The 19530-nt window shown below is 60.0% G+C and carries 14 protein-coding genes; 8 read left to right on the top strand and 6 right to left on the bottom strand.

Annotation, left to right across the window (positions count from 1 at the left end):
- Window positions 1-156 precede the first annotated feature (156 nt).
- From B5F70_RS07380 to B5F70_RS07365, 4 genes are all read left to right on the top strand, one after another.
- Complete coding sequence (locus tag B5F70_RS07380) at window positions 157-906, top strand: metallophosphoesterase (RefSeq protein WP_158094964.1); 750 nt, start codon at window positions 157-159, stop codon at window positions 904-906.
- A complete protein-coding gene (locus tag B5F70_RS07375) occupies window positions 903-1523 on the top strand; it encodes a class I SAM-dependent methyltransferase (protein ID WP_087204934.1) in 621 nt (206 codons plus the stop codon). The genes B5F70_RS07380 and B5F70_RS07375 overlap by 4 nt, the downstream gene beginning before the upstream one ends.
- 177 nt (window positions 1524-1700) lie before the next feature.
- Window positions 1701-2306: a histidine phosphatase family protein gene (locus B5F70_RS07370; RefSeq protein WP_087204933.1), complete on the top strand. Its 606-nt coding sequence runs from the start codon at window positions 1701-1703 to the stop codon at window positions 2304-2306.
- A 216-nt stretch (window positions 2307-2522) separates the two neighbouring features.
- Entirely contained in the window at window positions 2523-4514 is a 1992-nt protein-coding gene (locus B5F70_RS07365; RefSeq protein ID WP_087204932.1) for a DUF3825 domain-containing protein, read from the top strand.
- Between the two features lie 29 nt (window positions 4515-4543).
- Here the strand turns inward: B5F70_RS07365 and B5F70_RS07360 are convergent, their stop codons facing one another.
- A complete protein-coding gene (locus tag B5F70_RS07360; RefSeq protein WP_087204931.1) occupies window positions 4544-6460 on the bottom strand; it encodes a hypothetical protein in 1917 nt (638 codons plus the stop codon).
- A gap of 320 nt (window positions 6461-6780) precedes the next feature.
- On the opposite strand from B5F70_RS07360, the gene B5F70_RS07355 reads away from it, so the two are divergent.
- Complete coding sequence (locus B5F70_RS07355; RefSeq protein ID WP_087204930.1) at window positions 6781-7962, top strand: AAA family ATPase; 1182 nt, start codon at window positions 6781-6783, stop codon at window positions 7960-7962.
- Entirely contained in the window at window positions 7955-8509 is a 555-nt protein-coding gene (locus B5F70_RS07350; RefSeq protein WP_087204929.1) for a hypothetical protein, read from the top strand. Before B5F70_RS07355 ends, B5F70_RS07350 begins: the two co-directional genes overlap by 8 nt.
- A gap of 76 nt (window positions 8510-8585) precedes the next feature.
- Here the strand turns inward: B5F70_RS07350 and B5F70_RS07345 are convergent, their stop codons facing one another.
- From B5F70_RS07345 to B5F70_RS07325, 5 genes are all read right to left on the bottom strand, one after another.
- On the bottom strand, window positions 8586-10025 hold the full coding sequence (locus B5F70_RS07345; RefSeq protein ID WP_087204928.1) for an MATE family efflux transporter: 1440 nt from the start codon (window positions 10023-10025) through the stop codon (window positions 8586-8588).
- 408 nt (window positions 10026-10433) lie between these two features.
- Window positions 10434-11975, bottom strand: a complete 1542-nt coding sequence (locus B5F70_RS07340; RefSeq protein ID WP_143753941.1) for a hypothetical protein — start codon at window positions 11973-11975, stop codon at window positions 10434-10436.
- Between the two features lie 4 nt (window positions 11976-11979).
- Window positions 11980-14619 carry a DEAD/DEAH box helicase family protein gene (locus B5F70_RS07335; protein WP_087204926.1) on the bottom strand — a complete coding sequence of 880 codons (2640 nt, stop codon included), beginning with the start codon at window positions 14617-14619 and terminating at the stop codon, window positions 11980-11982.
- Window positions 14620-14621: 2 nt separating this feature from the next.
- The gene (locus B5F70_RS07330) at window positions 14622-16370 is read right to left on the bottom strand and encodes a site-specific DNA-methyltransferase (RefSeq protein WP_087204925.1); all 1749 of its coding nucleotides are present in this window, start codon (window positions 16368-16370) and stop codon (window positions 14622-14624) included.
- A gap of 394 nt (window positions 16371-16764) precedes the next feature.
- On the bottom strand, window positions 16765-17997 hold the full coding sequence (locus B5F70_RS07325; protein WP_087204924.1) for a hypothetical protein: 1233 nt from the start codon (window positions 17995-17997) through the stop codon (window positions 16765-16767).
- A 360-nt stretch (window positions 17998-18357) separates the two neighbouring features.
- On the opposite strand from B5F70_RS07325, the gene B5F70_RS07320 reads away from it, so the two are divergent.
- Together B5F70_RS07320 and B5F70_RS07315 are read left to right on the top strand one after the other, a co-directional pair.
- Window positions 18358-19044, top strand: coding sequence for a helix-turn-helix transcriptional regulator (locus B5F70_RS07320; RefSeq protein WP_087204923.1), 687 nt, complete (start codon window positions 18358-18360; stop codon window positions 19042-19044).
- A gap of 92 nt (window positions 19045-19136) precedes the next feature.
- Entirely contained in the window at window positions 19137-19529 is a 393-nt protein-coding gene (locus tag B5F70_RS07315) for a helix-turn-helix transcriptional regulator (RefSeq protein WP_087204922.1), read from the top strand.
- The last annotated feature ends 1 nt before the right edge of the window (window position 19530 follow it).

Genomic DNA, 19530 nt, shown 5'->3' with positions numbered 1-19530 from the left:
TGCCCCGGCGTTCCCAACGGTTTTTCGACGTCTGCCGCGTGCAGGTACCGTATGCAGGTAGAATGGTGCGCACCGCAAGCGGCGTGCGTCCCGGGTCTCGCATGCAGAGGCACACGGAGCGCGCAGTGCGCAGGGACCGTAGAAGGGGAGGAGCGTATGGCCATCTGGGTTACCGGAGACATTCACGGCGGTATCGACATCGCCAAGCTCTCGTACCGCCGCTGGCCGCAGGGGCGCCTCCTCACGCGCGAAGACTCTGTTATCATCGCGGGCGACTTTGGGATGCCGTGGAGCGGTTCCAACGACGAGCTCTACTGGCTGGACTGGCTGAACAACCGTCCCTGGACCACGCTCTACGTCGATGGCAACCACGAGTGCTATTCCTATCTTGAGGATCTTCCCGTGACCGAGCGTTGGGGCGGCAAGGTTCAGGTCTACCCCGAGTATCCCAACATCATCCGCCTCATGCGCGGGCAGGTCTTCGATTTGCCCGCAGAAGCCGCGCGTTCCACCCGGCGCGTCTTCACTATGGGCGGTGCCAATAGTCACGACAAGGAGTGGCGCACGCCCGGCTGGAGCTGGTTTCCCGAGGAGCTCCCCTCGTGGGACGAGTACGCAGAAGCCGAGCGCAACCTCGCGGCTGCCGATTGGCAGGTGGACCTCGTCATCTCGCATTGTTGCGCTACGCGGTGGCTGCCCGCGGTGCTGCCCGCCGACTCCCTCGCCGAAGGCATTACGACCGACGCCCTTACAACGTGGTTCGACGACATCGAGGACCGCCTCTCCTTCCGCATGTGGTTCTTTGGCCACTACCACACCGACGTTATGCCGGACACGCGCCACCGCGCGCTCTACCGGGATATCGTCTCGGTGAACGAGTTGTTGGCGGAGAGCGGGCGCGCATGACGCGGGATGAGCTCTTTCAGGCAGACATGGCCCGCGACATCGCGTTCGCAGGCAGGTCCCTTGCCGCCCCGCATGCGACGCGCTTTGCCGAGGAGGGCGCTCACGACCCCACGCCCACGCCGTACTTTGTGCTGGACGAGTTGCTAGCCCCTCTCCATCTGGGCTCGGGTGACCACCTGCTCGACGTGGGCTGCGGGTGCGGCCGCGTGCTCGCCTATATGCAGGAGCGCTTCCCGTCGGCGCTCGCGACCGGCGTCGAGCTCGATCCTGAGCTCGCCCGCATCGCGCAGGCGTGGACGGAACCACGTCCCAACCTCGCGGTCCGGCAGGCAAGCGTGCTCGATTTGGACCTCGCGCCCTACACCCACATCTACCTCTTCAATCCCTTCGACACAGCGGTGCTCACCCGCTTTCTCGACAAGCTTGCGCGCGAGGCCCGGCGCCCCGTCACGCTCGTCCATATGTCCGACAACGGCGAGACCTATTCCTACCTCGGCCGTGCTGGCTTCTCGCTCATACTCGAGGGGAGTATCCAGAGCTATTGCACGGCAGAAGGAGCGGCGGTCGAGGTCTTCGGCTGCCCGCAGCACTGGTCCCGCTGGCGCTTCACACCCTGATACGGGTATCATGCAGCTCGAAGCGGACGACAGCCGAGCTGCGGGTGGTGGCATACCGCCCGCCCATTGCCGCCCGTGGCGTCTGCTTGCTGCCGTCAGCGGCGCAGGCCGACGTTCCCGCCGTTTGCAACAGCGTCCCTATCGTCGTTCCGCTCGATTCTTCTACAAGGAGCTCTCATGTCCCAGCTCTACCTCGTCCGCCACGGTCAGACCCTTTTCAACGCACTCCGCCGCAAGCAGGGTTGGTGCGACTCGCCCCTCACCGAGGTGGGTATCAAGCAGGCCCACCTTGCTGGCAAAGTGCTGCGCGAGCGCAGCATCACCTTCGACCACTTCTACTCATCTCCCGCCGAGCGCGCCTGCGACACGCTCGAGATTGTGCTCGATGAGCTCGGCTTGGCGGGCACGCCGTACGAGCGCGTAAAGGGTTTGAAGGAGCAGAACTACGGCATCTTTGAGGGGCTTACCGAGGACACCAATCCGCCGCGCGGCACGCGGGGCTTCTACGCGCGGTTTGGCGGCGAGTCCGAGGAGGAGGCTGCTGCTCGCATGGCAGCGTGTATGGCCGAACTTATGGGTCGCGAGGGCCACGAGCGCGTGCTTGCCGCGGTCCACGGCGGCGTGCTCTGGTTCACGCTGCTCGCGGCTGGCAAGGAGCACCTCGCGCGCCTCGACAACCCGCAGCCCATCCCTAATGCGGCGATTCTCGTGTGCGATTGGGATGGCTCATATCTCACACCCGTCGAGCTCATTGACCCGGCCGAGGGGCAGGGCGTCTGCTAGTGAGAACCGTGATCCCTCACAATACGGGATGACCGTCGTCTCGTTGTTGGCGGTTCCGCGGCGTATGACATGTTCGTATCGCTTCTCGCTCGAACAGCCTCTTGGACAGCGCGCTCAGTGGTTGCACGCGTCGCGCGCTCGCCGATTCCTCGTGGGTCGTAGCGCTCGATGCCCGCATAATGGGGATACCGGAAGGGCGAGCGAGGGGAGCTTCACATGGGACACGACAATAATGCGGCGGATGCCCCAGCAGATGCGCACGAGCTGTTGACGGCTGCGGACCGTGCCGTCATCGAGGCGGCTGCCGAGGCAGACTGGTTTCGCGCCGCTCCGGTATCCGAGGCGTTTCGCGCGCAGTTCTCACCCGATTTTCTGAGTTTTGTCTTTATCCCCTCTCAGGCGCGACAGCGTTTGGTGCAGCTTTTTGGTACGTCATCGAATACATTCGCGCTCATCGCGGCTGACTGGGCGTGCGCGTTTGCTGCGGACGCTCTCTACTTGCACGACGAGCGCTCCGTGAGCTTTGCGACCCACGTGCCACTTGCCAATGGCCATGCAGTTGAGGTCTCCATCGCTAAGAGCAAGCGGCCAGACGGTTTGCCGTGGTACCTTTCCTATGTGCCACAGGTGGAGCGTCTGCGCCTGCGTCGCGATGTTGCACGGCAAGATGCTGCTACGGTCCCTTCTGCCCCCTTGACAACGGCGGTTTCGTCACCAGTGCTGGGCGCGGCGCATGCCGTGCCAACGGATGCGCTTACGGGAGACGTACCAACAGAGGCTGCGGCTTCCGATACGGTTGCCAGCGGTCAGATTGCTGAAGTCGCATCCACGGCTGAGCCCGTTACTCGCGCTACATCCGAGGGCACGTTCGCGGATTCATTGCCGCCTGTGCGACCCGAGGCGCTCGAGGCCATGCGCGCGTCGGAGGACTATCAGCTTGGTCCCGTGCCCGAGGCTTTATGGAGTGAGGTTGCGAGCGCGGGTGGCATCTTTACCGACCTTGTATGGGTTTCGCAGCGTTGGACAGAGAAGCTCCGCTCTGCTGCCAAAGCGCCCATCGACGTTTACGCGCTTCTCAACCGCGACTGGGCAGAAGCGTTGAGCACCCATACCGTCCGCAGCTATGAAGGCAAGCTGCTCTTTCCCGTGAGCATCTTGCGCTCGGATGGGACCACACTTGTGGAAGTAGCCTTGAAGCGCGACCGCGCGCCAGAAAAGTCAGGCTCCAAGCCTTGGTTTGTCTGCTATGTGGACGACTTCGCCAAACAAAGGGTCGTGGCTGGCCACGCGCTTACCGATTGGGCATATCTTGGCAACATGACAGAGTTGCTCGACACGCTTGCTACCATCGCCTTACCTGAGCGCTGGAGTTTCGACGATGAGCAAAACGAGCATGCGCGCCCCATTTTGCGCAGCTACCTCACCTATACGTTCTATCGCCTGCAAGCTGAGGGCAAGGTGCTCGAGAATAGGGAACAGGGTATTGCTGCCTTCAATACAGGCCTCGTCGATCGGACATATGAGCCGCTTTACGCGTGCTTCTCGCCCTCGTCGCTCGGTGAGCAGTGGCGGTTTGAGGCATTTTGCAAGGCGGGGTCTCGCCAATGGGGCAAAAAGCTCGTGGCCACCTTCAATCCGCTGCCGCGCCGTCCGCAGTATTTCAAGCGTAAAGAGGACCTGCTGTTCGATACCGACCGCGAGCTCAGGCGTGACGTGGACCACATATTGCTCGACAATATCAACCGTTTGCCACGTGATTTTCTGCTGGAAGAAATGAGGACTTCCGCCGAGGCGCCTGCCGTTATCGAGCGGGCGTATACCTCGCAGGATCCGGGTGAGCGGATTCTTGCGTTTGACGAGCTCAGAGAGATCATCGAGGATGATCCGCGTATCAAGCGGCGCCTCATCAATCGGCTGGATGATGCCATCGAGCTCGCGCAGAAGCGCGTGGACTGGAACTTCAAGACGGCGGTGCCGGCGTTCTATCCCACCAAGAACACGATGAGTCTTTTGCTGCCGCTTGATTTGACAGAGGACGATAGGCCTGACGTGGCGCTGGTGGTGGAGCTCATGGAATCGGGCGCCTACATCGGTCAGACGATCCTTACCATGCGTATGGCCTACAACAACGCGCGCCTCATCTGTCGGCCGGACAGCGACTGGCTCAACACCTCGCTCAAGCTTTCCGATGCCGAGACCTTGGCGTAAGCGTAGCTTGCGTGAGTCTTGCGCCTCTGCTAGCTCATCTGGGCGTCGCTCGGCAGGATGTCGTTCGACGCCCATCCGTTGTTTGCCCAGTTGGGCATTGCGTTCAGGAAGTTCATGAGTATGTCGAGGAAGGGCTTCAGGCTCGCTTTGTCGGGAATGATCTCTTCGTCGCTCACGTATTGCAAAACGGCGTTCGGCGGATAGCCTCCGCGCGACATCTCCTCCAGGGTCTCGTACACGTTGTCGGCGTAGAAGTAGTCATTGGCATCGTCGGGCACGTTGGCGTCGAGAAAACCGATGAGTTGCTGCACCTCCGGCAACGTGAGCTCCCAGTCGTAGAGCGTGTTGCAGGCAGCCATCTCGGGCTCTAGGTGGCGCACCGGTTTGCTCTCACGGGCCTTGAGCAGGTTTTGAAGCATGGGTGGGAGAGGCGCCTCCACGACCGCAGGGGCTGCCCAAGGGTCATCGGGCGCGGTGCCGGCGTCGTCGGAGAGGGTGTGGAAGATGTGCCAGCGCGTCTTGCCGTCGTCCAGAATATCGGAATCGAGCTGGTCGCTTTCAAAGTTGACGCTAAGCAGCGCTTCCACGGCGCGCCGCTTGCCGTGTCGGGCGAAAAGCTCGGCATAGCCTGTTCCAAGGTCCTGCGCGGCGACCTCGTCAATAAGCTCGTCCTCAGAAACGATGCCGCGGAGCTCCGCGTACATGTTGGCGAGTCGGCAGATGCGCATCTCGGTCTCACCGTTGGCGATAATCTCGTCGAGGGGCGCAGATCCAAGCGCCGAGCGCAGCTCGACGGGCACAGCAAAGGTGTAACTCTTGCCCGTTTTGAACGCAAAGGACCACGGCGGGCAGGGGAGAAGCCGCGTTGTGCGGTCGATGAGCTCGTCTACAGAAAGCGTGATTGAGAAACCGTTCTCCACAATCCGTTTGAGTTGCCGGCCCCGCATTTCGTTGAGACCAAAGAGAGCCTCGTGAACGCGCGTGGGATCGGCGAGCGCCTTAACGGCAGCTTCTACCAGCTCTGCCTTTTTCAGGTCGCGTGCGTGTGGGACCTGCAGTTGCAGCGCGATATGCCGCACTTGATCCATGTGCAGGCGGCTGAGCAGGCGATCGAGCGGCTGGTCGGGCTTGCCTGCAACGCGCTGCTCCTCCATAAGGGTGATGATGTGGAGTTGTGGCTCGGCTCCCTCCTCGTCGAGTAGATCAAAGGGTTTCGTGTCGATATAGATGTCGATGGCTCGCTCGCGTTCTTTGATGTCGAGCCCCGCGAGGACGCCGCGGTGTGTGCCGACGGGCTGCTCGGGCGGGTTGAGCTCGTACTCGAGGTCCTCTAGCGCCTCGCGCGCGGCGTGCTCGGCCTCTTCGGCGTGCATGCGGGGCACCTCCTCAATAAAGGTCGCGGCGTCCGAGATGACCGGTTGGGTCTCCACCATATGGCGCAACTCCTCCGCAAGCGCCTTGCGCATGCCGTCACCCCAGCCCATCGGCAGCTCTGAGAAGACGGCAGGGTAGGTTATGCGACCCGCAAACGGAATGAGGGCGATGCTGAGCCCAAGAGGGTCTTCGAAGGTGGGGCGGTGGGAGAGCATGTCGACCATCTCGCGCGAGATGCCGCACGGCTCCACCAAGCGGTCGCTGACGCTTAAGAGCAATCGCCCGCAATCGTCGCAGAAGGCGAGAGCGTAGCCCACATACACCTTCTTCCACTGGCGCACCTGGCTGAGCTCGTAGGAGCTGAAGCCCATGGGATTATCTGCAACGAAGTCATCCACAAGGGCGAGGTTTTGCCATAGCTCGTCGAGGACGTCCGCAAGCTCGTTGGGGTCGTAGACAGGGTCTTGCAGGTTGAAGTGGTCTCGCCGCAAGTCGAGGGCCGCATTGGTGTATGCGGCGAGCCCGTCTACGGTGTCGAGCAGAAGAATCGCAGGCTGCTGGGCAAAGATCATCTCGACTCCCATCCCCAAGACGCGTCACTGTCGTCATTGTACGTGACGTCCGCTGGGCGTGGAGCGTGGGGCGAGCACCGCTGCCGAAATCTTTAGGCATCGGTTGACTAGCGGTGCGGACTGCGCGGTATAGTGATGTTGCCAGCGGGCCCGTGATCTAGAGGGAGCTACGGGCGGCGCGGTGTGGTTAAGGCGCCTGTTCCAGCAGGCGCCTTCTTGCTACTCAGGCGATGCGTCTCGCCTGTCACTCATTGTCATTACGTCGCATCTGGTGTTATACTTTAAACAAAAATATCGGTCGAAAATGAAAGTTGGTTGCGATGAGACTTCTCAAAATGTATTTCGACCATTTGAAAATGTTCGAAGACGGAGTTTTTGATCTCGACTTCTTTACTTCCGACAGAGTTCCCGCGTCAGATTCGTCGGCAACAGAGCTTGAGCGACCGATCTATACCAACAATATCTTGGCGTTTGCAGGCATCAACGCATCGGGCAAATCGACCGCGCTGCGCCTCATTGATTTGGCTGCGAGAGTGTTGAACGGTCGGTCCATTAGCGGGACAGAGTCATTGTCAGCGCTGTGCACCCTGTTCAACGGACCCTCGACACTTCGCTGCCTTGTATGGGAAGGGGGGAAGTACTTTCTTGTCAAGTCCACGCTTCTTACGCCAGAGTTCACACCGGGCGGATACGACCGGGAGCTTACGTTTGGCGAGGAGCTCATCTTCTCCATTCCATCTTCGTTGCTTAAGAAATCCCATCTCGCTTCTTGGGATGAGCTACTGGATGTGGCACAGCTCGTATACCAACGCAGCAAGCCGCTTCTCGATCTGACTATTGTTTCGAGCTTCAACCTGTCCATCGCCTCTCCGGTGATTAGCTACGAGTGCGGTGGTAGGCCCTCTCTTCCGGTTTTCTCCGAAGAGGGATTTACGTTGCGACAGGCAACAGAGGGAACCGATCGCATTCTGAAGGTTTTTGATGCAAGGATTTCTCATCTCGAGCCGCAAGATTCGGGACGCGCATTTATCCTGCAATTTGAAAACGAAGAGCCATTGCTTTTGTCTGCCGAAGGTTTGGCGGAGGTCCTATCTTCGGGAACGATGCGAGGGCTTAGCCTGGTGTATCGAGCGCTAAGCGCTCTTACAACGGGTGGCTATTTGCTTGTGGACGAGATTGAAAACCACCTGAATCGTCAACTCGTGCAAGTGGTACTTGATTTGTTTGTGAACAAAAGCACCAATCCAAACGGTGCCACGATAGTGTTCACCACGCATTACCCGCAAGTACTTGACCATGTGCATCGGAAAGACAACGTGTACTTCCTTGCGCGTGGGACAAATTGCTTGTCGACTGTGGTGAAGTATTCCACCAAGGTGAAACGCATCGAGAACAAAAAATCTGAGGTGTTCGCAGCAAACTACATCAAGGGCACAGCGCCTCGTTACGTAGATGTAAAGGCATTGAGGGGCCATGTGGAGCAGGTGGTCTCCCATGGGTAGCGACGATATGCTTACACAACTTGTGGAAAGGCATTATCATCCCATCATCCTTTGCGAGGGCTCCGCGGAAAGAGTAATAGTCCAAAAGCTGTTGGATGCGGACGCCTTGCGTTTTCCTAAGGACGAGGTGGTCGATGTCGTGCGCAGAGTTTCGGCGGCGAACGTTCAGAATGACCTCCTGAACTTCGACTTCGACTGGCCGGTATGTCTTGTGCGCATTGCCGACTCGCGACATGAGGCGTTTAAGCTTGGAAGGCTGTATGCCGACAGGTTCCCCGTGGTGACGGCGTTTACGCATCCCGAAATCGAGGTCCTTGCGATCATTCGACAGGGAGAGTGGGAACGCTGGCACAAAAGAAAGTCAAAGACAAAGCCGAGTGACTACTGCTCCCAACAGTTAGGCATGAAAGAGATTAAGCGGACGAACTATCTTGAGGAATATTGGGACGCCCCCTCTATCATTGCGGCGGCAAGGGAGTATCGACGCCTTTCCCATATCCCGCGAGGGGAATACTGCTTGGATGACCTGATTCGACCGGATGCCTAGGCGTTGTAGGGTTACGCAGCCCATTCCTACTTCGGCGAGGGGCGTCAGCAGCGCGTGTGATTGGCCTACCGTTAGGCTACGCCTGCGACTCCGTCGTAGCTGCGGTTTTCTCGAGCTGTGCCGTCTCGTTTATGACCCCCGGCTCCGTGAGCTCGTCCTCTTCCGGATACATCTTCTTTCGCCTGATGAAGTAGGCGCCACCCAGATAAGCCGTCATGAGGACCCACGTCACCGGCTCGGTGGCGCAGGTGCCGATGTAGCCCCAGACGGGGATGAGGAAGCTCGCGGCAAGGAACTTCATGGCGAGCTCCACGCAGCTCGAAATCACGGGCGCCGCCTTGTAGCCCATGGACTGCATGGCGGTGCGCAGGCACAAAAGAACGCCCAGCACGGCAAAGAACGGCAGGCTGAAGTGGATGGCGAGCGTGCCGCCCTCGATGATGCCCGTACTCTGCGTGCCGGTGATGAGGCGGACCATGAACTCGCCCACGGCAAAGCCGAGCGCGCATGCAATGAGGCCCCAGACGACCTCGAGTACCAAGGCGATGCGCAGTCCCTGGCGGATGCGGTCGTAGCGACGCGCACCCCAGTTTTGCGAGACAAAGGTTGAAGCGGCGGCCGCGAGCGTGCCCGAGGGCGTCATGAACGCCTCGATGATCTTGCGGGCGGCGGCGTAGGCGGCAATGAGCGTCTCGCCGAGCGCGTTGTTGGCCCGCTGGAAGATGAGCGTGCCCACGTTGACCACGCAGAGCATGAGCGCCATGGCAAAGCCCGAGCTTAGTAGCTCCGGCCAGAGCTTTTGCGAGGCGCCCCAATCGCCGCGCTCGGGCAGGATCGCCTGGTATTTGCGCAGCAGCGTGCCGCCACAAAGCACTGCCGAGAGCGCCTGGGCAAGGACGGTGCCGAGCGCCGTCCCCACCACGCCAAGGCCGAGCACGATGATAAAGAAGAGGTCGAGGGCGATGTTCACGAGGCTCGACACCACCAGCACGTAGAGCGGCGTGCGGCTGTTGCCCACGGCGCGCAGAATGCTCGAGAACATGTTGTAACTCACCGTGGTGAAGAGCCCCAGGCTCAAGATGAGCATGTAGGCAAAGGACTGCTCAAAGATGCCCGCGGGGATGTTCATGAAGTGGAGCATCGGCGTGAGGAAAACGACCGAGAGCGTTGTGGCAATCACCACAAGCGCGCCGTTTAGGATGAGCATACCGGCGATGGAGCGGCGCAGGCGCTTCTCGTTATGCGAGCCAAACGCCTGGGTGACGGGGATGGCAAAGCCGTTGTTCATGCTGATGACAAGGCTCATGAGTAGGTTGTAGAGGGCAGACACCGCACCCACGGCAGAGATGGCGTTGTCGCCGACGAAGTAGCCCATCTCCATGGTGTCGATCATGGTGTACACCTGCTGGAAGAGGTTGCCGATGAGCATGGGCATGGCAAAGGCGATGAGGAGCTTTAAGGGGTCGCCGACGGTCATGTCCTGCATGCGTGCCGATTTCTGCTTGGCGGTCTTCATGGGAGGGGTCCTATCTAGCGGTGTTCGAGGTGTCGGCCGGCGGGGGAGGGTGCCCTCCGAGCCCTCTCGACGCCTCGAGTGGGTGATATGTGAATTGGGATGGACGGCTCGGTGTCTGCGTTGCGTCTGCCCCGCGCATCCGTGTCGCCCCGACTGTTATACCGCAAACACCGTCACAGTGGGATGTCAAAGGATAAAGTCGGTACGGTGGCGCCGCGAGTGTGGAACTGCCCATGGGGGTTTGTACGCTTTATTCATCGTTATATTGGCAAGACCTTTCGCCCCGCTCTGCAAGCCATCCATGCCACCCGTCCTTTCGACTCCTGCGGGCAACAAAAAGCCCGCACCCATCAGATGGGTACAGGCTAAAGACGCGTCACAAGATGACGAATGCGCTAGCCGTTTGTCTTAATTCGACGCCGCCTGGATGTAGTAGTAATACGAGCCGACGATTTTGAAGAGATTGCCTTGGTCAGAATCAACCTGCTCCAAAAGTCCCTTTGCCGCAATCCTCACATCAGCAGAACAAGCTTCTCCGAAAACCATCCCGTTCCACACCTGATCAACGACAACGCAAATCTGCTCGTGGGCGGCCGCTTTTTCCTCTAAGTCGGCATTCTCTTCGCTCAGCTCAAAGGAAACAGAGCCTTCGATCTCTGTGCCGACACGCATCACCTTTCGACCGAACTCGAGCATGGATGCAACAAAATCAGGGTTATCAATCTCCTCAGTAACAGTGGGGTTGATACAAAACAAACGGCAGGTTGCATCAATCGCGTCGAAGAGATCCCCGAAATATCGCCAAGGCAAATCGTCTGAGAAGTCCCCAAGCGCCATGAAAGAGGCATCTTCTAGGTCAGAGTTCTCCTCCGCGATTCCAAGCGTTTTTGTTTCATCGAGCCGTCTTAGAAAGCGTGCGCCCCGAGCGGCTTGCCGGACAGTCTTTCCCATGAATCTGGGGGTAATGCTTACCGTGCAGTTCTTCAATGGAGCGGCTTTTCGGAATGTCATAGTAATAGCAATCGGTGCCGTGTTTTGGCCAGCGTTTGACCTGACGAGCACCTCGGAACCTTCTCGAACCGTCTTAAGTTCGATGTGCAACGGGTAGCTTTTCGCAGGGTCATCTCCTGCGAAAATACTCAAGGCCGCAGGGTGTGTCTGCGGCAGGGAAAACGCCTTTATCGAAACAATGTCTGCATCATGCAATGAGGGATCGATCAGCGACGTGAGGCCAATGTCGTCTGTTCCCAGCTCAAACGAGTGGCCCTCTTTAATGAGTCCCTCAACTGCTTGGGCGCCCTGAGGGGTTTTGATACGCAGTTTCACTGCGGGCACAGGCTCTTTCACCCATGGCTTGAGAGAGTAGACGACGGTTTCCGTCTCGCCGTCAGTCGTGACCGTCGCTGTGAACCTGTCGTCGAGCAAGACATCGTTGTAGACTCTGACGTCACGCGCCGCTGCAGCCAAAGGATTGTGTGGCGGCTCGCTGCTTAGACTTTCCAAAGCATCCTGAATGTTCGGGAAATACTGTTTTCTCACCTTTGGATGATTGATGACCTTCGCTCGCATTTCAGAGCCAAGGATGTACTCGATCTTCGTGCCGTTTCGCTTCGTCTTGAACTCATCAAGCCAGTTTTGCATGGCGGGAGTAGGATCTTCTGAGCACACCAGTATCCAGTGGGGCAAGTCGTATGAACCAGAGGCGGTATTGAACGAGCGCTCGATTTCCTTTTTCTGAGGCGCGCCGAAACCCTTCTTGAAATGCTTGAACTGAAAGATGATGTCCGGACTGGAAAACTCGCCGACATAAGCATCGACACCGCCATCGCCACCACTTCCATCGATTCTGCGCAGACCGGGATATTCGAAGACCAGAGTGTCGAAGCACAAGTCCTCCCACTGGTCTTGGCTGAGTGCTCTAAAGTCGATACTGTCATTAGTTACTGACAACGTACTACCCCAATATCTCTGAACCGAATTCTGCAAGTGTGTACGAGTTCGGCATGTCGAGCGCCTCGCTGGCGAACACCATGAAGTAGCGGAACTTTCCGCCGGCCATATCGGCCCAGCGCGTACCCAGGCTCAGCTTGAGCCTGGAGTCGTCGCCCTTCAAGTGCTCGCCCTTCGTCTCTATGGCCATGAGGGTGCCGTCGTCGCGCAGCGCGAGGAAGTCAGGATAGTGCGTGATGAACCCGTTGATGCTGAACTCGCCCTCGCGGCGCTCCACGACGCGGTGCCACCAGACAACGCGCGGGTTGTTGGCCAGAAGGTCGATCATCTGCCGCTCGGCGCCGTCGATGCGTCCGTCCTCCGCCGCGTAGAGCGACTTCGCATAGCTCGTGAGGGGGCTCGTCTGCGTGAAGCTGTCAGGAAAGCGGTACTCGGGGCTGATCTTCACGTCGCCCCGCGAGAGCAGCTTCTCGAAGCGGTCCTCGCAGAAGTCGTCGGCCAGGCTCCGCACGGCATCAGTGATGGCGCGGGTCACGTTGCCGATGCTGTCGTAGCACGCCTCGACGTCCGGTGACTCCATGTCCTCGACCACACGCTTGATGAAGCGGGTGATCTGCTGCTCGCCATAGGTGTTCTTGAACTGGCCGGACATGGCTTTGTAGATCGCCGCCTTGAGGCTCTCGCGCTTGCCCTCGTCTGACATGTTGTTGAACAGCATCCGCATGTTCTTGCGGATGTCCTCCTCGATCCATCGGATCTTGTACTCGTCAGAGTCCTCGGTCAGGTCGATCTCGCGCGCATCGGAGAACGTCGCCGGATTGATGGTCACGCGGTCGATGCCGTACTTCGAGAGCTTGAAATCGCGAAGCGGGTCCTCGCGGTCGAGCGGCTTCCACGTCTCGTCGTCGGTGAAAAGCCCGCCGTCAACGCGGATGACGAACTGGGGGACGGCGAGCGCCCGGGCGGAATCCGCCGCCTCGTCGCGCATGGGGTACACGTTCGCTCCTCCTCCCAGTCCTCCGGCGAGGGTGTCAAGCCCGCCGTGGCCGGTCTCGTTCTCAAACTGCTCCTCGACGGCCTCAGACTCCTCGATGATGTCGTCAACAAACGGGCTCGCGGGGCCGTGGCCGCCTCCATCGCCGGAAGCCTCGCTCCCCATAGGATCGGCCGCAGGGAAGTGCAGGTCGAGCCCGTCGAGGTCGAGCTCCTCGCCCTCCTCGTCGGCGGAGGGCGAGGGCGTAAAGTCCAGCTGCCCCTGCTGCCCGGAGGTGGGCGCGGGGCCCGCCTCGGCGACGTCCTCGCGCGAGAAGCCCACGCCGTTCAAGCCGTCCACGACCTGCTGCAGCGTCCGGTCGAAGTCGGAGGACGCCGTGAGCACATAGGCTATGTTCAGGCTGCGGGCGCCGGCGCGGGCCGCGTAAGGCTGCCTCAGCACGCGTCCCACGATCTGCTCGACGCTCACCTGCGAGTTCTTGTTCGCCACCGTGGCCAGCACGTAGGCGAACGGGCAGTCCCAGCCCTCGGCGAGCGCCTCCACGGTGATGATGAAGCGTATCGGGCACGCGCGGTCCATGAGGTCGGCGCCGCGCAGCTCGTCCATGTCGCCGGTGCGGATGGCGATCTGCTCCTCGGGGATGCCGCCCTCCACGAGCTTGTCCTTGAGCTTCTGGTAGGTCTCGGCGTCGTCGGTTCCGCGCCGCTCCGCCTGGAAGAGCACGATGGGGCGGATATAGCGGCCGGTACGGCGCTCGTCCTGCTCCGCGATGGCCTCCAGCCTGCGCTGCAGCATGACGGCGTCGGCGACGGTGGTGCGCTTGTCGGGGCGGCGGTAGACCACCACGGGGAGCTTGACCATCTCCTCTGTCTTGAGCTGGCGGGCGGTCGCCTGCGCGATCACGTTGGCGTGCTTGGGGTCGGGCGTCGCCGTGAGCTCCAGCACGAAGCGCGGGTTGAGGTTTCTGAGCATGTCGAGCGAGAGCTTGCTTCCGACGTGATGGCTCTCGTCCACGATGACGATGGGGTTGAAGCCGGCGAGCGCCGAGATGAGCGCCGTGTCGTCGGCACCCTCCACCGACACCGCCGTACCGGCGGCGCGCTGGTACTCGGTCACGTTGGCAACCGCAGAGTTCTCGGCGTAGGCGCGCCGGCCGTCCTTGTTCTTGAACGAATCGTAGGACAGAACGAAGAGCGTGAGCTGGTCGCCCACGGTCGCGGCGCTGAACGAGCGCCCGCGCAGCCCGTCCTCCTTGTCGAGAACCTCCACGCGGCCGGCGAAGTCGCGGTCGAGCTGGATGCGCAGGAAGTGCTCGGGGTTGCGCATGTTGCGCAGCGTCTGCGCGAGGATCTCCCTGCGCGGCACGAGCCACACGATGACGTCGTCGCGCGAGGGCAGCGTCTCGGCCAGCACCTTGGCGGCGCAGGCGCCGATGAAGGTCTTCCCACCGCCCGTCGGCACCTTGACGCAGACCTTGGGCACGCCGCCCAGGTCGTCGTGGTAGCGCGAGACGCCGCCCTGCCCGGGCGTGAGGCCAATGTCGCCCATGAACCGGTCGTAAGCGGCTTTCGCGTCCCTGGTCATCGCGTACGTCCTCGCGAAGCGGCCGACCTCCCTGAGGACGTCCCTCTGGTACTGTTTCAGCTCCATGGCTAGATCCTCGCTATCTGGTCGGGCACGCGCTTGAAGACGACGCCCATCTCGTCAAGGCGCTCGGGCGCGATGGCGCAGCGGTCCGCGTAGATCACGGTCGGCGACCCCTTGCGCGGGAGGCCTCGTAGCAGGTCGTAGGTGAGCGCGGTCTCCTCGCCGGGCTCCCAGGCGAGGTAGTAGACCGCCTGCGCGTGCTCTCCGAGGAGGTAAGGGTGCTCGTCGGCGAGGTCCTCGTAGGGCGCGCGCGTCTCCGTCGCCCACACGTAGCGGGCGAGGTCCGCGCGCGTGACGTCCGGACTCAGCGTCCCGTCGCCCCGGAAGAGCGCGGGGCCGAGCTCGTAGTAGGAGAAGCCGGAGTCGATGCCCTCTACGGCGTTGCCTCCCTCGCCGTAGCCCGCGATGACGCGGCGGACGCGCTCGGCAGTGACGGTGTCGGCGTAGCCGTCAAGCTCGGCGAGGATGAAACGGCGGGAGCCGCCGTCCACTGCGTTGAGCCTCAAGACCGCGTGCGCCGTCGTGCCGGAGCCCGCGAAGGAGTCGAGCACGAGGGCGTCGTCGCCCACAGCAATCTGGAGCACACGCTCAATCAGGCGCGTAGGCTTCGGCGTGTCGAACGGGGCCTTTCCGCCGAAGATTGTCTTGATTTCCTTCTTGGCCTCGTCGGTGTGGCCGACCTCGGAGTAGGGCCAATAGTTCGTCGGCAGTCGCCCTCCTACACTGTCGATATAGGTCTTACGAGCGATTCCACCCTTCCCGTTTCTGGAAAAAAAGAACCTCGGCCACGGGCCCGTCTTCTGGATTGCGGAGGCCATGGCCTTCGACTCCTCGACGGACTGGGCGAGCACGATGCCCTTGACTCCCTCACGGACCTCGGAGGCGTCGAGACCGCAGACCTCGGCCCTCCGATCTGCGTCGTCCAGATCCTTGAGGACATACGGGCACCAGCCGTTCATGTAGTCGAGCATCTTGTCCTGCTGGTACCGCCAGCAGGACCCGCTGTACGGGTATAGCAACTTGCCGGTAAAGGGATGCTGAATCGCATAAACCATTCCCTGGTGGGTCGCGGCGCCTGGCGCGAATGCGTCGCTACTTCTCCAAGGCATGACGTCGTTGTCTGGGTTCTTGTACTTCGAGTCCATCTCCGACGTGCGCGGCAGCTTGCGGGGCTGCCAGCCGGGCGCCTTGCTGTAGACGAGCATATGCTCGACCTCGGCTGGGATGCCCTTGGAGTCGTTTCTGGTCGAGTAGTTTCGCTGCCAGGACACATCGGAGACGAAACACGAGGGAGAGAAGATCTCGTCGCACACGAGCCTCAGGTTCGCGAGCTCCGTATCGTCAATGCTGATGAAAATGGCGCCCGTCGGGGAGAGCAGCTTCCTCAGCAGCTGAAGCCTCGGGTACATCATGCACAGCCACTTGTCGTGGCGGCTGAAGTCCTCGCCCTCCTTGCCCACGGCTTCACCAAGCCATTTCCTGATGCGAGGGTCGTTGACGTTGTCGTTGTAGCGCCACCCCTCGTTGCCGGTGTTGTACGGCGGATCGATGTAGATGCAGTCAACCTTGCCCTCGTACTCCGGCAGCAGCGCCTTGAGCGCCTCGAGGTTGTCGCCGTGGATGACCATGTTCCCGCAGTCCGAGCCGTGGCTGTCGAGCACGCCCTTCTCGGGTACGCGCTCGAGCACGCGATACGGGACGTCACGGTGGTGGTTGACCACCTTCTCCTTGCCCATCCAGTTGAGAGTCGGCATTGACGCACATCCAATCCGGCACAAGCCGTGACGGTTAACAACACAATGCAACCATTATCCCACAGGGACCAGACATGTTGAAAAGTCGGTTCACGCAGGGCGGGGAGAACATCCCTTCATGCGCTCGCTGGCTTTAGGTCCTTGCTTAGCGTGCCGTTGCTTGTTATTGAAGCTGACGGTCCAGCTGTAAGATGTCAATTCGTGGATACTTGTGCTCAAACGATGCCGTCGTTGGAGTAACCGTACGCTTTGAGCACGGCGGCCTTGTTTACCATCTCCCCTGTCGGCTTCGGACGCCCCGACACACTCATCACACTTACGAAAGTTGACAAACCCTCTCACAGGGATTCTCATGTTTTGTCGTAAGGGGGCCGTGCTCGCTTTCCCTCAATGGCTATGGCACATGTCGCACAGGAGCATGACTAATCCTGAGATAGCTGGGAAAATGTCCATCTTTGGCGGTGAGAAAGCCAAGTATCGTAAGTGTACGATGCCCTTTGTATATCTCATTAGCGTTTTGTTGCGCAACGACGAGGATGTTGTGAGGGCCGTTCGCTCTGATGATCTCAAAACGACCGTCTGATAAGTCCGAGAAGAAGTTTTCAAGGTGCTCTCTCTTATAGAGCTCCTCAGAGGTATCGAAGGCGAGCAATCCACTTGAATCTTTAAGTACGACACGCTTATTGCCTGCCTCATTTCCAGACAAGCTTTCGTAAAGTCGTATTGATTCGTCAACCGCACCTCGGCACCAGGCAATGTTGTCCTTCGCCTCAATCAGCAGATTCTCCATGGCTTCAAGTTCTGAACGCCTTTCAGCAAGCCTTAGGCGCATCCGCCTAAGGGATAGGGAAAACAGTGTGCGATCTTCCACGAAGCTAGCATTTCGCAAAGTGCTGTTTGCGGACGCGATAAGTTCGTTCTTTCTTGAAATATCCCGGTTTACCTGCTCTTCGTGCTCTTTGAGCGCCTTCTGAAGTTTTTTCAAGCCTCTAATACTGTCAAAGATATCGAATGATGCATTCGAGGCCTCGTTAACAAGATTTGTCTGAGGGGTTTCCAAACTGATGGCAACCTTTTTGAAAAGATTGGAAAGCTTGCTCTGGGTATCGACGGATTGATGGAGGTTCTGGCTCAGTTTCGTGAGCGCTCTTAGAGATGTCCTTGCCTCATCGAGGATGAGGAGTAGCTGTGACTTAAGGGCAACGTATCGATACAAGTTTCTCAGCCCCGACATTAGGCACCAAGCACCAAGTATAAGCAGAAGGAAATACGCATACAAACTGAGAGGAGAAAAGAAGTCAGTCACATCCAGAAGCGAAGCGAGGCGAACGACAACAAAGAACAGCATTCCTCCTAGAGCAAGAAGTGCTACTGCTCTCGGCAGGCATGTCCAGCGCGCCCTGCCGCCGGCAAGCATGCTCAGCTCCCGCTCAATGTGCTCGGAGAGTATATTGAGCGAGTTGGATATTTCCTGATTGTAATCCAATTTTGAGGTGAGATTTCGATATATCGCAATGTCGGTTTTGATGCGCCCACGCTGGCTGACCTCTGAAAAAAGAGATCCAATTAGAGAGAGCACTGCAGCAAGGATTGGGACAATCACGGTGGCAATCAATTCAATTGTCACAGCAAACCCCCTTTGGATCTCCAGGAGAACCTTAATAAACTCAGATTATATCGGGGACGGGGATTCAATTGTTTCGCATAGCTCTACATGTGTCCTATGGATTAGGAAGAATCAGCAATATCTTCCGCACCCACCGTTCTTGTCTTCTAGAAAGTAGCGCGCTCCGTCGCCGTTCGTGGCGAAACACCATAGAATATATTAAATAGAGAGAATAGCTTCAATATCTGAGATTAAATAATCAATTATCGTAGACTAAATTATCAAACTATAATAGTATCTGTTGTGAAGTGAAATAAGGAGACGAGAGACACCAAGTGCCTCTCTCCGTGGGGCGCAGGCATCTCGAGAAAGGTGGACGCCATGGCAAGCAACCTCTTAGAGCTGCGCCGCGCGGCGGGCTACAAGAACGCCAACGACTTCGCCGAGGCGCACGGGATACCCGCCTCCACCTACGCGCGCTACGAGTCCAACCCGGACAAGATCCCCATGGACCGCGCCTGGCAGCTCGCGGACATCCTCGGCACCACCATCGACGCCATCGTCGGCCGCAAGGCGCCGGCGCCGGGCACCGCGCGCGGCGAGGTGCAGCTCGAGTACGACGGGCTCACGCCCGAGGCGCGGCAGCTCGCCGACGAGCTCCGCGAGTTCGTGCTCATGAAGGACGAGAAGATCCGCGCGCACCGCCGCCGCGAGGAGGAGCGCCCCTACGAGGCGCTCTGCTACCAGTACGAGCAGCAGATGCTCTCCCAGATGCGCGACGGCGCCGCCTTCGGCGAGCTCGTCGCGTTCGACAGCGCCGAGGCGGCGCGCACTACCTTCGAGTCCTTCCTCCAGGAGCAGGCGGCGAAGAAGCGCGGCAAGCACCCGCTCAAGGCGCAGGAACTCATCGACAACAGGACCATCGAGAAGATCATGGCGGCCTACGACCGCACCCACGGCGAGTTCGAGCTCGAGGGCATGCAGGTACTGTGGGGCTCCGTCGACCACGGCGTCGCGGTAGAGTACGACTCCGCGGCGAGCGGGAGGGGAGGTGACGCGAGGGCGTAGAGACTCAAAACAGGTGGGCCCGCGGGAGCTGGCACTCCCGCGGGGCCGGCGTCCGGTCCAGAGGCAAATCCAGAAGGGACGGTGACAAGTATATGTCACTGACTGCAACCTCCCAAACCCCCTACAAGGCCATCAGCGGCAAAAGAACACTCCAGAGGCTCCGCCGCGAGGCGGGCTACCGCTCCGCGAAGGAGTTCGCCGAGGCGCTCGGCATCCCCGGCTCAACCTACGCGCGCTACGAGCGCGCCGGCGACGGCGCCGACTGCGGCATCCCGCTGCCCGCCGCCTGGCAGATCGCGGACAAGCTGGGCTGCTCCATCGACCTCGTCATCGGCCGCGAGGACATCGACGCGCCCGAGCCCGAGGGAATCCAGCCACGCTACGACGCCCTCAGCCCCGAGGGCCGCGCCCTCGTGGACAGCTACCTCTCCTACGTGGAGCTGAGCGAGCATGCGATACGTTCGCAGAAGTGCGTCCAACGGTAGG

Origin of the sequence: Collinsella sp. An268 (assembly GCF_002159765.1) — a bacterium.
Lineage (GTDB): Bacteria > Actinomycetota > Coriobacteriia > Coriobacteriales > Coriobacteriaceae > Coprousia.
This window is presented reverse-complemented; position numbering and strand designations above follow the sequence as displayed.